Origin of the sequence: Myxococcus virescens (assembly GCF_900101905.1) — a bacterium.
Lineage (GTDB): Bacteria > Myxococcota > Myxococcia > Myxococcales > Myxococcaceae > Myxococcus > Myxococcus virescens.
Map to the genome: position 1 here is coordinate 1 of NZ_FNAJ01000027.1, position 12,774 is coordinate 12,774.

General features: G+C 66.6%; 15 protein-coding genes. 13 read left to right on the forward strand and 2 right to left on the reverse strand.

Going from position 1 to position 12,774, the window contains the following annotated elements; translation table 11 throughout:
- Both BLU09_RS38975 and BLU09_RS36195 read right to left on the reverse strand, forming a co-directional pair.
- Window positions 1-269: transposase (locus BLU09_RS38975; RefSeq protein WP_143043202.1), on the reverse strand; the 269-nt coding region annotated here is incomplete at its 3' end.
- A gap of 274 nt (window positions 270-543) precedes the next feature.
- Window positions 544-1,641, reverse strand: a complete 1,098-nt coding sequence (locus BLU09_RS36195) for an IS630 family transposase (protein ID WP_306440824.1) — start codon at window positions 1,639-1,641, stop codon at window positions 544-546.
- A gap of 131 nt (window positions 1,642-1,772) precedes the next feature.
- On the opposite strand from BLU09_RS36195, the gene BLU09_RS36200 reads away from it, so the two are divergent.
- From BLU09_RS36200 to BLU09_RS38980, 13 genes are all read left to right on the forward strand, one after another.
- Window positions 1,773-3,431 (forward strand): sensor histidine kinase, encoded by a 1,659-nt coding sequence (locus BLU09_RS36200; protein WP_090495711.1) that lies wholly within the window; start codon window positions 1,773-1,775, stop codon window positions 3,429-3,431.
- Between the two features lie 69 nt (window positions 3,432-3,500).
- A complete protein-coding gene (locus BLU09_RS36205; protein ID WP_090495712.1) occupies window positions 3,501-4,328 on the forward strand; it encodes an acyl-CoA desaturase in 828 nt (275 codons plus the stop codon).
- 22 nt (window positions 4,329-4,350) lie between these two features.
- Window positions 4,351-4,683, forward strand: coding sequence for a PRC-barrel domain-containing protein (locus tag BLU09_RS36210; RefSeq protein ID WP_186818041.1), 333 nt, complete (start codon window positions 4,351-4,353; stop codon window positions 4,681-4,683).
- Between the two features lie 265 nt (window positions 4,684-4,948).
- Window positions 4,949-5,335, forward strand: coding sequence for a hypothetical protein (locus BLU09_RS36215; protein WP_244172337.1), 387 nt, complete (start codon window positions 4,949-4,951; stop codon window positions 5,333-5,335).
- A gap of 851 nt (window positions 5,336-6,186) precedes the next feature.
- Entirely contained in the window at window positions 6,187-6,387 is a 201-nt protein-coding gene (locus BLU09_RS39665) for a hypothetical protein (protein ID WP_244172339.1), read from the forward strand.
- On the forward strand, window positions 6,384-8,183 hold the full coding sequence (locus BLU09_RS36225; RefSeq protein ID WP_244172341.1) for a phage portal protein: 1,800 nt from the start codon (window positions 6,384-6,386) through the stop codon (window positions 8,181-8,183). The genes BLU09_RS39665 and BLU09_RS36225 overlap by 4 nt, the downstream gene beginning before the upstream one ends.
- The gene (locus tag BLU09_RS36230) at window positions 8,180-8,461 is read left to right on the forward strand and encodes a hypothetical protein (RefSeq protein ID WP_090495714.1); all 282 of its coding nucleotides are present in this window, start codon (window positions 8,180-8,182) and stop codon (window positions 8,459-8,461) included. Before BLU09_RS36225 ends, BLU09_RS36230 begins: the two co-directional genes overlap by 4 nt.
- Window positions 8,442-9,521 carry a head morphogenesis protein gene (locus tag BLU09_RS36235; protein ID WP_090495715.1) on the forward strand — a complete coding sequence of 360 codons (1,080 nt, stop codon included), beginning with the start codon at window positions 8,442-8,444 and terminating at the stop codon, window positions 9,519-9,521. Before BLU09_RS36230 ends, BLU09_RS36235 begins: the two co-directional genes overlap by 20 nt.
- A gap of 54 nt (window positions 9,522-9,575) precedes the next feature.
- Window positions 9,576-9,761 carry a hypothetical protein gene (locus tag BLU09_RS36240; protein ID WP_090495716.1) on the forward strand — a complete coding sequence of 62 codons (186 nt, stop codon included), beginning with the start codon at window positions 9,576-9,578 and terminating at the stop codon, window positions 9,759-9,761.
- Window positions 9,754-11,106 (forward strand): XkdF-like putative serine protease domain-containing protein, encoded by a 1,353-nt coding sequence (locus BLU09_RS36245; protein WP_090495717.1) that lies wholly within the window; start codon window positions 9,754-9,756, stop codon window positions 11,104-11,106. Before BLU09_RS36240 ends, BLU09_RS36245 begins: the two co-directional genes overlap by 8 nt.
- Window positions 11,103-11,783, forward strand: a complete 681-nt coding sequence (locus tag BLU09_RS36250; RefSeq protein ID WP_090495718.1) for a hypothetical protein — start codon at window positions 11,103-11,105, stop codon at window positions 11,781-11,783. Before BLU09_RS36245 ends, BLU09_RS36250 begins: the two co-directional genes overlap by 4 nt.
- Before the next feature lie 44 nt (window positions 11,784-11,827).
- Window positions 11,828-12,439: a phage major capsid protein gene (locus BLU09_RS36255; protein WP_090495719.1), complete on the forward strand. Its 612-nt coding sequence runs from the start codon at window positions 11,828-11,830 to the stop codon at window positions 12,437-12,439.
- Between the two features lie 158 nt (window positions 12,440-12,597).
- Window positions 12,598-12,768 (forward strand): hypothetical protein, encoded by a 171-nt coding sequence (locus BLU09_RS38980; RefSeq protein ID WP_167371228.1) that lies wholly within the window; start codon window positions 12,598-12,600, stop codon window positions 12,766-12,768.
- Window positions 12,769-12,774 lie beyond the last annotated feature (6 nt).

A 12,774-nucleotide genomic window follows, 5' to 3' on the forward strand; every position in this document is an offset into this window, starting at 1 on the left:
AACTCGTCCAGGAGTCGGCGCTGCAGTTCCTCCCACACGCCCGCTCGCGTCCACTCCTCCAGCCGGCGCCAGGCAGTCATCCCGGAGAGGCCGAATTGCTTGCGAGGCAGCATCTCCCAAGGGATTCCGCTGCGAAGCACGAAGACGATGGCCTCCAGGGCCGCGCGGTCATCTGCACGAGGACGTCCGGACTTCTTCTTTGGCTTCGGTGCTGGCAGCAGCGGGGCCACACGCTGCCAAAATGCGTCGGGGACGAGCTCTCGGACCATTTCCGAAAGGTGGGCATGCGCAGGACAGGCGACCACTCCAGGGCAAGCGACTACTCCAGCCCTTACTTTCGTTAGGTGCTCTAAGCTTGAGTGGCACTGATGAAGGCGTTCACCACTGTGTCTGCCGGCAGGCAGCCGACACGCCCGCCAAGACGGTTTATTAACAGAGGCCAGCCCTGGAGGGAGCATCTGCTCAATTCTACCGACAATCCGTCATATTAGCATTTCCTCGTGCAGGAGGCGCTAAACCAACGATCTCGATTCTCGAACGGCCTCAGGCAGAGCGTCTGAGGTCGCCTCGGCGCAGGGATGGACTGGCGGAGCGCTGGACATTGCGAGCGGAGAGGTAGGCATGCACGCGGGCCATGAGGCGGGCCATGGTGCGGCAGCGGTGATTGCGGGTGACGTTTGCGTGCAGGTCGAGCCACACCCGCTCGATGCGATTGCCCTGGGGGCAGTACGGCGGCAGAAAATGGAGGACGAATCGTCCGCCGAGCTGCGCGAGGGCCTTGAGCGTCTTCTTGCTGGAGTGGACAGAGGCGTTGTCGAGGACGAGGTGGATACGGCGAGCCCGCCGGTACTGGCTTGCCAGACGCCACAGCAACTGGATGAAGAGGGCACTTGCCTTGGACTTGCCTTCCACCCACGTCAGCTGCCCCGTGCGAGTATTGAGCGCTCCAGCCAAGTAGCGCTTCTGGTTGTTGCCGGGCGTCACCACCACCCGTCGCTGCCCAGGCAGACACCAGTCGCGCCCCACCTTTGGGTTGAGGTGGATGTCGACCTCGTCCACGTGAAGCACGGGCTCGTGGGCAGGCCCAAACACCTCGAGACACTTCAGCTCGTAGAGCCGACGGCGTCGCTTCCAGTCGCGCCAGGGACATTCGACGACGGGCTTGGCCGCCTTGAGCCGGGCGCCGAGCGAGGCGAGCGTGCGCCCCATGGTCGCCACGGACACGCGCACCTGGCCTCGGCGGGCCAGTTCCTGGCACAGCAACTCCCGGGTCCAGGTGGGGCGACACCACCCCCAATCCTCGGGCGTGCCCTCCAGCGCCCGGACGAGCCTCTCGCGGAACCGCTCGTCCACCTTGGCGCGTCCGTTGCCCTCCCGTCTATCTCGAAGGGCCTGGCGCCCACCCTCCCGGTAGCGTCGTACTGCGACCACCACTGTCGAGGTGGCGCATTCCAGCGCCTTGGCAGCGGCGCGACACGACGCTCCACGCCCAACGGCCGCGACTGACAGGCACCTCCGATAGGTGAGCGGGCAGCCACTCTTGGCCGCCCACCGAAGCAGCGCCTGCCGCTGCTTCCTCTTCAACCACTGCCTACCTTTGCCCTCGGGCAGGGCCTTCTCGCTCTCAGGTCTTCTGCGCACACAGAGCCGAACGGGAGGTGCCCCTGCTCTCTCTTCCCGCTCCCCCTGCGCCCGCTTGCTCTCCAACCTGATCGAGATTCACGAACCTCGGTTTAGGCGGTTTCCACACTTTATCAGGACGAGGTAGCACGATGGCGAGCGTTGCGGAGACCATCCGCCGACATCAAGGTGAAATTATCCGACTGTGGTCCGAGCAGGCAGCCCGCGCCGCGTCCGCCCGCGGGCTGGACGCGCCTGAGTTCAAGAACATCATGCCTGTCTACCTTGCCTCGCTCGCTGAAGAGGAAGGGGCGCCCGATGGGCCTGCCCACGCGCGGCAGGCGCACGTCGAGACGCATGTGGCCGCCCGCCTCCGGCAGGGCTTCAATGTGGCGGAGGTCATCGAGGAGTTCGCCATCCTGGGACGGTGCATCGCCAGCATGTGGGCGAACGCATCGCCTGAAGCCTACCCCAGCGCCCTTGACGTCGAGCGGCTCTTCACCGAGCTGCATGCAGCTTCGACCGCCGTGTCGGAACTCTTCAGCCGTCACCTGCTGGAGGATGAGCAGACGGAGAAGCGGTACCTGCGACTGCTCCAGAAGGTGGCCAGTGAGGCGCTCGTCGGCAGGGATGCGGCATCCCTGCACGACCACTTGAAGGATGTCCTCGAGTTAATCATCGAGGCGATGAGCGCCCAGAGTGGTGCCGTGCTCCTTTATGAGGCTGAGGGGGAACAGCTCGTCACCGCGGCCGCCGCGGGATTGGCGAGCGAGCAGCTCGAGCACTACGCAACCTCCATCAATCCTGCGTCCTTTCCTGGCAGGGTTGCCGCTGGGGGCGAGGAGACCAGCTCGGTACTGGATACCGAGACGACGTCGCTCGAGGTGAGCCCCACACTGCGTCAGAACGGGCTGCGGTCGCTGCTCGGGGTTCGGCTCCCCTCCCACCGCGCGCTGGTAGGCATCATGTATGTCGGCCTTGCCGAGGTCCGAGAATTCACCGCTCGCGAGAAGGCGCGGCTCCTGTCTCTGGGTCAGCAGCTGAGCGTCCACATGGACAACGCCAAGCTGTACGCGAATCTACGCGAGAAAATCGAAGCGTTGCAGGCCGAGCGAGCGCTTCGTGAACACTTCGTCTCGGTGCTCGCTCATGACCTTCGTGGACCGCTGTCAGCGGCAAAGTCAGGGGCGCAGCTTCTCATGCGGCACCCCGAACGATTGGACCAACGACGAGACCTGGCACTACGCATCGACCGGAACATCGAACGCACCGACCAGATGGTGCGGGACCTGCTTGACGCGAACCGCATCCAGGCAGGCCAGCGTCTGCCGCTTCGCCTCGACACCTGCGACCTTGGCGGTGTCGCCCAAGAAGTGGTCGAAGACCTAATTGCGCTCCATGGGGAGCGCTTCATGCTCCATGCGGAGGAGCGCGTCCGGGGAGTCTGGAGCGCGGAGGAACTCCACCGCGCGCTCTGGAATTTAGGGAGCAACGCCATCAAGTACGGCTCCGCCACCGAGCCCATCACCTTCACAGTCACCCGGACCGGAGACACGGCCCAAGCGTCAGTCCACAACCGAGGTCCTGTCATCGCACTCACGGACCAGGAACAAATTTTCAAGCCTTTCACCCGGACCCAATCCGCGCAGGAAGGGACGTCGAAGGGGTGGGGGCTTGGACTGACGCTCGTCTGGGGGTGTGCACAAGCACATGGAGGAAGCGTCACAGTCCAGAGTGACGCCGCGACCGGAACAACCTTCACCCTTACGCTGCCGCTGGACGCCCGGCCCTACCAGCCTCGCGAGCCATGAGCCGCTCGCCTTGCCCCAGTTTGGGGCGTTGACTGACAGAGAGGTGACACCCCAGGGAGTTGTACGAATATGCTTCCCTTTTTCGCCGCCCATTGGACGCTGAGTGTGCTCTTCCAAAGCCTCTTCCAGCACCGCTATGCCGCACACCGGATGTTCACGATGACGCCGCGCGCTGAACGCGCCCTGCACCTGGGCACCGCGCTGGTGCAGGGCTCGAGCTACCTCGACCCACGCGCCTACGCCATCCTGCATCGTGAACACCATGCCTACGCGGACACTGTTCGTGACCCGCACTCTCCCGCGCACCACAAACACCTGCCGCGCATGATGTTGGAGACGGGGCGTCGCTACGGGGGCCTACTCACGGGCAACGTCCAGGCCGAGGCACGCTTTACTGGTGGCTACCCCCAGTGGCCCGCAGTGGACCGCTTCTTCAGCAGTTGGGCTTCCCGCCTGGGGTTTGGTGCGCTCTACACGCTAGTCTACAAGCGCTTCGCCACGCGCCGATGGCACTGGGCGCTCCTCCCCGTGCACTTTGTGATGGGGCCTGTGCATGGTGCCATCGTGAACTGGTGCGGACACCGATACGGCTACCGCAACTTCAAGATTCGAGACCAGTCACGAAACACGCTGCCTCTGGACGTAGTGTGCATGGGCGAGCTATTCCAGAACAACCACCATGCCCGGCCGGCGAGCCCAGACTTCGCCGCGAAGCGCTTCGAGTTGGACCCCACATGGCAGGTGATGCGGCTGCTCGCCCGCCTGAGGCTCATCCGAGTATCGCACGCCCCGCCCTCGCAGCCTGCAGCAGCAGGCGAGCGGCGCCAACGCCCGACACGCCGCCTGCTCATGCGTCGCAAGGCCCACGGCACTCCCACGTTCGAATGTCCATCCTGATGAGAAAGAGTGGAGTTGGCACATGCGATTTTCAGAGCGTATCCGCCCAGGTCGTACCGTTGTGGCCGCAGGGGGGCAGCAGATAGGCGTCGTGGAGGCCGTGTACATTGACAGCGAGACTTGGAAGGTCGAGGGGCTTCAAGTGAAGCTGCGCTCCGAAGCCGCCGACCAGATTGGAGCGTTCTGGAATTTCTTCCACGCCGGCCGGGTCGAGCTGCCTACCCGTATTGTCCAGTCAGTAAGCGCCACCGTGGTGCTGTCGGTCTCCATGGACGAGCTTTGCCAAGTACTCCCATTGGAGTCCACACAGCGCTCACATGAGGCGCAGCCCGAAAGAAGGAGCCACTCCACTTGACGACTTCCTGCCTTCATTTCGAGAGACTCTCCTGAGAAGTCGCAAAGAGCTAGGGAGGGCAATCAATTTCTACCAATACGTGCAGAGATTATTCGCCTTCAGCCCCATCATCCTGGAAATAAGTCCAGAGGAGCCCGGGAGCGCGTCTCTCTCATTCCCCCACCACACCCCACTCTTTGGGTGCACCCTTCAATCACATGCACATGGACCTTCCGAGCGAAACGCGAGCATGGGCGGGGCCATTCCTTCACTGAGGTATCTCGCCATGTCCTATCGCGTCACCATCGTCCCCGAACTCTCGGAAGCGTACGAGCAGCTTCCTCCCTCCGGGCACCAACTCATCCAGGAGCGGCTGGACATGCTCGCTGCGGCGGCTGAGGACGCCGCTCAGTCCCCGTCTAGGGTGAGTCGCCCCCATGCGGAGGAACTCGCAGTCGTCTCTCCAGGAATTCATCGGGTATTCCTGGGCGACCAGTGGATTGCGTACCGCGTCCAGTCGGAGGACCACACCCTCGAATTGCTGGATTTCGGCAGTTGGAGCATGAGCCCACTGGCGCGCCAGGCATCCCCTGCTGCGGAATGGCACGGCTCGGGACGCCAGGAGGATGGATGGGACAACGAGGGCGGCGGCAGCCCCCCGTACAGTTCCTAGTCCGCTGTTGTCCGACCCCAGCACCTTCGTTGAGCGGCCAGTGCACCTACCCGCTCCTCGGACACGGCGGCTCGCGACTGCGCAGTGCACCGTTGGCATGACTGCGGGGACAAAGCCTGAGCCAAGCTTCTCGGGCCCTTAGCAATGGCCACCAGCCCGGATACGCTCCTGCGGATGATGCGGCGAATTCGGTCACCTGCGCTCGGAGACTCACGCCTCCTTGGCATCGAGGACGGGGTACTGGGCGTAACGCCAGCATCAGGTCCCCACAATCGAAAGCAAGGAATACTGCGCACGGGGTGCCACTCTCCACCATCATGAGAGCCTCGCCTCTGTCCAGGACGAGGGCGCCAATCAATCATGGTGAGTACCGTGCCCCGGGTATGCGGGACACGGCCTGACAATCGCGCCCAAACAAGCGCGCACATGCATGCTCGCGCCGTCATACGGGTGTGGCTGCCGGACTCGCCAATGGAGCCATTACGGCCACCCTCGACTGTCCCAGTAGCCGCAAAGAATGTCTCGCGCTCTTGCTGCATGCTGGTCGGCCGCTCTCGCTGGCGACCAGCCCCTTCTTCTTTCGCGAGTAGCCGAAGTCGCCCCTCTCATCCGCCCCATAGTGGGTCGACTCACCAAACGACCCAAGTCGCGGCCGACCATGAAGGCCAGCTCTGCGTCCAGCGCGTTCTGACCGTCACCACTTGAGCGAATTGTGCGCGCCGGATGTCCCCGAAATCGGGCCCGAGGCCTTTGCCCTCGCTGGAGGTAAGGCGCGCGGCCCCAACGCCCTCGCACGTCGAGGGCGCCCCTCCCACCGCGCGCCTTGCCTCCACTTTGTCCGGGAGGCCCGTGTGCAGAGCGTCGTCAAAGTCTTCGTCCTCTCTTCTGGCTCGGGCGTGCCACGCCCCGGGCAGGGATTCACCGTCGAGGCTTCCACGCTCGACGAGCTGCAGGAGGCCGCACGCGTGGAGCTGGCTGCCCGCGGGCACCACGTGCGCGCCGTCTCGCACACTCCCACCGGCCTCCTGGCTTACGTGGAGGACCGCCCGTGACAGTGCCGGCCGAGGTTCACCAGGCCGAGGAGCGCCTCCAGGCCATCCTCAAGGCGATGGTGGTGGGCGCCCGCGTCGACGAGCCCGCCAGCCGTCCTGGAGGCGAGGACGCCATGGCCTTCAGCGAGGCCGGCGCCCTCCAGCCCCCGTATGAGCCGGAGGCCCTCTGCCTCCTCGTCGAGCACTCCAACTCGCTGAGACAGAATGTCGATGCCTACGCGACGAACATCGACGGCTTCGGGTTCCGCTTCGAGCCCGCCATCGACTTCGACGGTGAAGGGGCGCAGGAGAAGGTTGCCGACGCCATGGCCCTGGAGCGCCTGGCCGCGCGTGACGCCGGCACGCTGCCTTCCGGGACGCCCCTACGTCCCACGGATGAGGAAGTCGCAGCCCATGCGGAGGAGGTGCGTCAGCAGGCCCGGGTGGAGAAGGCCCGCCTGGAGTCCTTCTTTGACTTCTGCTGCTTCGACTCCAGCTTCGTCGAGCTGCGCCGCCGTACCCGCCATGACTTGGAGGTGACGGGCAACGCGTACTGGGAGGTTCTGCGCGACGGCAAGGGCGACATCGCCCGCTTCGTCTACGTCCCCTCCTACACCGTGCGCCTCCTGCCCCTGGACAAGGAGGCCGTCGAGGTGCGCGAGCGCGTGCGCATCTCCGCCGTCAGCTTCGACACCGTCACCACCCGTCGGCGCCTGCGCCGCTACATCCAGGTGCAGGGCAGCGAGCGGGTGTACTTCAAGGCCTTTTCAGACTCGCGCGTCATCTCCCGCCTCACCGGCCGCGCCTTCCCGGACGTCGCCGCCCTCAAGGCCTCGGACGCCTCGGACGGCCCGGCCACGGAGCTCATCCACTTCGCCATCCACTCGCCGCGCTCGCCCTACGGCATTCCTCGCTGGGTAGGCACTCTCCTGTCCGTCCTCGGCTCCCGGCAGATGGAGGAGGTCAACTACCTCTACTTCAACAACAAGTCCGTCCCGCCCCTGGCGCTGCTCGTCTCCGGCGGAAGGCTCTCCGACGCCTCGGTGCCGCGCATCGAGCGCTTCATCGAGGAGAACCTCAAGGGCAAGGCCAACTTCCATAAAATCCTCATCCTCGAGGCGGACGGCGCCGGCACCGGTGACGGAGGCCGCGCGAAGATTGAGCTGCGCCCTCTGACGGACGCGCAGCAGCAGGACGCCCTTTTTCAGCAGTATGACCAACGCAACATCGACAAGGTGGGCAGCGCCTTCCGCCTGCCGCCCCTGCTGCGCGGGGACGGGCGGGACTTCAACCGCTCCGTGGCGGAGGCGCAGCTGCGCTTCGCCGAGGACCAGGTCTTCCAGCCCGAGCGCGACGAGTTCGACTTCCTCCTCAACCGCAAGGTGCTCGCCGACATGGGCGTGCGCTTCTGGCGCTTCCGCAGCCAGACGACGGCCACGAGAGACCCCGAGCGCATGACGGAGATGGTGGAGCGCCTGGTCCGCGTGGGCGTGCTGACACCCGAGGAGGGCCGCCACCTGGCCGGCGACATCTTCCACCGGGAGTTCCGCAAGATTGGGGACGACTGGGTGAAGCGCCCCATCACCCTCACGCTGGCGGGCATCCAAACCGGCGTCGAAGACCTGAGGCCCCAAAAGGACAGGGGCTTGCTGATGGGCGAGGCGAAGCGCCTCTTGGGGCTGCGAGAAGAGCTTCGCGCCGAGGAGGAGCGCCTGGCCCAAGGGCGCCTGGCGCTGGCCCGCCGCTACATGGACACCGAGCACGTCCCTGTCCCCCGCGAAGAGTTCGACACCTGGCTCTCGGGGCAACGCACATGACGCCCGGGCAGCTCCAACGCGCGTGGGTGCTCCAGGCCCAGGCTGACGCCGAGCGCGGTGTACTGGAGTGCCGCATGTGCCATAGACGCGGCCCTCTTGAAGAGACGACGACGCTGTGGCGCAACGGCCTCCTCGTCTTCTCGCTGTGTGACAGGTGCGCAGCCAGCCACGACGTCGTCTTCTCCCCCACTCCGGCCGGCGTCGAAGTGCGCGCCAGGCGCCGCAGCCCCGTGGAGTTGGTGGCGCAGGAGGTGCCCCGTGTGCCTGGCCGCCGCTGACAGCCTGCTCGTCATCCACGAGGCGCGCGCGGTAGCGGACACCCTCCTGGGGGACGTCCTCCGGCTGCCAGTGGCCAAGGCCCTGGACGTCGGCACCGCCGTGGGCATGGACCGCGCCGTGGCCCTGCTTGCCGCGCGCCTCCGTCGCGCCGTCGGGCGCGCGGATGTGGACGCCATGCGAGAGGCGGTGGCCATCCTCGACGTGGATTGGAGGACGACGACGGCGGCCCAGCGCAGGCGCCTCGTCGCCCAGTCCCTGGAGGCCGCTGGCCGGCAGACAGCCCTCATCCCCTCCCGCATCCAGGCGCCCCTCGGTGACGCAGCCGAAGAGGTGGTGGCGTCCACCCGCAGCCACGTCCGACGAGAGCAGGGCCTCGCCCTCGCCGCCCGCTTTAACGCCGTCGACAGGCGCGTGGCCCAGCACATCGTCCGGACCCAGGGCAACTTCGTGCGGGACGAATACGGGCGCCGGCTGGACGCCTTCGGAGAGGAGGCCCGGCGGCTTGTGGCCGAGGGGCTGGAGGCCGGCCTCGGAAGAAGCGACATCGCTGAGTCCTTGGAGAGGGCCGCGCGCGGCGCGCTCATCGAGCGAGCCCCCTTCTACTGGGAGGTGGTGGCGGCCAGCTTCGTTGGCCAGGGACGCTCCTTCAGTCAGATGAGCAGCTACGCCGAGGCAGGCATCCGCCGCTACCGCATCGAGGCGGTGCTCGACGAGGCCACCACCCAGGTGTGCCGATTCCTCCACGGGCGGACATTCTCCGTGGGAGAAGCGCTCCAGCGCTTCGAACGCGTCGAGTCACTCGAACGGCCGGAGGACGTGAAGCAGGAGCTGCCCTGGGTGCGAGAGCGCCTCGACGCGGGCACCGGGCGTACCCTCCTCTACGTCAACCGAGGTGGCCAGGAGACACGCTTGGCCGAGGTGCTCCGCTCCGCCGCTGGCACCCGCGACGACGTCGGCGAGTTCCGCGCACTCGCTTCGGACCGGCAGCTCGCGGACACGGGCGTGGGCTTCCCGCCGTACCACGGCCTCTGCCGCACCACGACGCTCGCCGTCACTTAGTGATGTCCCCGATTTCGCGTCGCAGGCCTTTGTCTCTTCCGGAGACGAAACGCCATGCCGGCCACCTCGACAACCACCCCCACCTCACCTCCGACGCCGGAGGGCAGCACGACGACGCCGGAGTCGACGTCCACGGCCAAGGCCGAGGCGACGCCCGTCGTCTGGCCTCGCGACCTCAACCTCCCCACCTCCGGGGAGCTGGCGTGGGGCTTCGACCCGGAGGGACTCCGCGATGGGTAACACTCTCACGAAGGCCCTCGCCCGGGCCCGGCATGTCCTGGAGTCCCTCCAGGGCGAGCCGGTGGAAAAAACCATCTGGGGCAGCCCCGCGGGCAAGAAGCGCCTCGCGAAGCGCCTGGTGGCCATGCTGCCCGCGCACAAGACGTATGTGGAGCCCTTCGCCGGCAGCGCCGCCGTCCTCTTTGCCAAGGAGCCCTCGGACGTCGAAGCCATCAACGACGCGGACACCGAAATCGCCGACGCCTACCGGCTCATCCAGAAGCTGACGCCCGCGAGCTTGGCCAAGCTGAAGAAGCTGCCGTGGGTGGGCGACGAGAAGACATTCAAGAGCCTCTTCGACGCCAAGCCGAAGGGCGACGTCGAGCGCCTGCACCGCTTCCTCTACTTGACGCACTTCTCCTACGGGAAGCTGCGCGGACGCAGTTTCAGCCCCAACGGCGCGGGCACGCAGGCGAAGACGCTCGCTCGCATTGAGCAGTTCGCCCCGCGCCTCAAGCGCGTGAAGGTGTACGGCGGCGACTACGAGAAGGTGGTCCGCAAGTACGACGGGAAGGACACCGTCTTCTTCCTGGACCCACCCTACCCTGGCTACAACGTCGACGTCGGCGAGGGAGACTTCGACGAGGAGCGCTTCTACGGCGTCCTCAAGTCGCTGAAGGGCCGCTGGCTCATGACGTATGGCATCCGGGGCAAGCTGCCCGGGATGCTGAAGGACTCCGGCTTCGTCGTGAAGCGGATCCGCACGCCTCGCACCATCGCCGCCATGCGCGGCGTGGGCGGCTCCTCCGTGCTCACGCAGCTCCTCGTCAGCAACTACCAGCCCGCCGCGAAGGCGCTGGAGGGCGGCCCGGACTTCACGGTGGACGAATGGCAGCCGGAGGAGTCGCCCGACACCGCCTCCTTCCTCGCGACGAAGCCACTCCTCAAAGGCGTCGAGCCCGACGACGAGCGGTACGTCCTGGGCGTCGTCCTGGAGCCGGAGACGGTGGACGCGCAGGGCGACCTCTACTCCGCCGCGGAGATTCGCCAGGCCGCGCACCGCTTCATGGAGGAGTTCGGCGGCCTGGGCCTCATGCACCAGATGCGTGTCAACGGGCACGTCAAGGTGCTGGAGAGCTACCTCGCCCCCGTCGACTTCAATCTGGGCGAGGTGCCGGTGCGCAAGGGCACTTGGCTGCTGGCGGTGCGCGTCCTCTCGGATGAGCTCTGGGGCCGGGTGAAGGACGGCCAGTTGACGGGCTTCAGCATCGGCGGCACCGCGCGCCGGCTCCCCGAGGCCTCTCCCGCTTCCGAGACGCCCCCTTCTGACACCCCTGCCGCTGACTCCCAGCCGGAGGCCGCATGACGAGCACCACCCAAGGCCCCGCGTCCGTCCACCGCCTCGTCGACATGGTGGTGGAGGAGGTGTCCCTCGTGGACAGGGCCGCCAACAAGCACCGCTTCCTCCTCGTGAAGAGAGACGACATGCACGACGCTCCCCAGGACACCACGCAAGCCGAGGGCGCCAACAGCGCAGCCTCGGACACTTCCAAGGCCGATGACGCGCTCCTCGCCACGGCCAAGCAGGCCCTCGAAGCGGTGACAGCCCTCGTCGAGGCGCTCACCTCCACGGACGGCATCGACGGCGTGCGCGTGGTGGAAGTGGCCCAGCATCTGCGCACGCTGGCCGACGCACTGGAGGACGAGGACGAAGACGACGAGGAGGACGTCGAGGCGCGCGCCAAGGCCGCCAATCCCGCGTCCCCTCCGCAGCCGGCTGCGCCCGCGCCGAGCCCCGACGCCTCCGGCATCATGGAAGGCCTGACGAAGCTCACCGACGCCGTCCGCGCACTGGAGGGCTCCGTTAAGGAGCAGCACCAGCGACTGGGGCGCGTCGAGAAGCAGTTCGGCCTGCCCAACAGCAGCGCCCCCGCGGAGCGTCCGCCCAAGACTCCCGCCGAGGACGTCGGCTGGCCCCTCGACCTCAACAAGCCCCTCAACCGGGAGAGCGTCGACAAGGCCCTCTCCTTCCACGACGTCTGACGTCCCCACCCGCCCCAGGAAGCCTCAACGCCGAAGGAATCCCCATGAGCCGTCTCGACAACAGCACCCTCTTGGCCAAGGCGGACCTGGCCCTCGCCGACCTCGCGGCCGGCGGCGGCATCCTCCAGCCCGCCCAGGCGCAGAAGTTCATGCGCCTGCTCATAAAGCAGTCAGTGCTCCTCCAGCAATGCACCGTCGTCCCCATGGCGGCGCCCAAGCAGCAGTTCAGCAAGCTGAAGTTCGGCAGCCGCATCCTCCGTCCCGGTCAGGAGGCCACCGCCGTCCCCGCCGCCCAGCGCGTGAAGCCGGACCTCTCCCAGGTGGAGCTGGACGCCAAGCTCTTCAAGGGTGAGGTGCGCCTCTCCGACGAGGTGCTGGAGGACTCCATCGAGCGCGGCGAGCTGCGCCAGACGCTCATGGAAATGATGGCGGACGCAATCAGCCGTGACATGGAGGAAATCCTCGTCAACGGGGACACTGCCTCGGCGGACCCCTTCCTCGCCACGCTGGACGGCGTGTTGAAGCAGGCCACCAGCAACGTCGTGGACGCGGCCGGCGCGCCCATCTCCAAGGAAGTCCTGGGCGACTTGCTCAAGTCGCTGCCCTCGGAGCACCTGCGCGACAAGAGCAGCATGGGGTTCCTCTTACCAGCGTAGACGCGGACCTGGACTACCGCAGCACGCTGGCGGAGAGGGCCACGGCTGTCGGCGACAAGTTCCTCGAGGGCGACGCGCCGGTCCTCTACTCGGGCGTCCCGCTGCGGCCGATTCCCCTCTGGCCGGAGAACCTCGGCGCGACGAATGACCGCACGGCGGTGTTGCTGTGCAACCCGAAGAACATCCACGTCGGCATCTGGCGGCAAATCCGCATCGAGTCGGCGCGCGACATCAGCGAGGGCACGCTGAAGGTGGTGGCCACGCTGCGCTTCGACGCGAAGTTCGCCGAGGAGTCCGGCACGGCCAAGGCCATCAACGTGCAGTTGTGAGGCTCA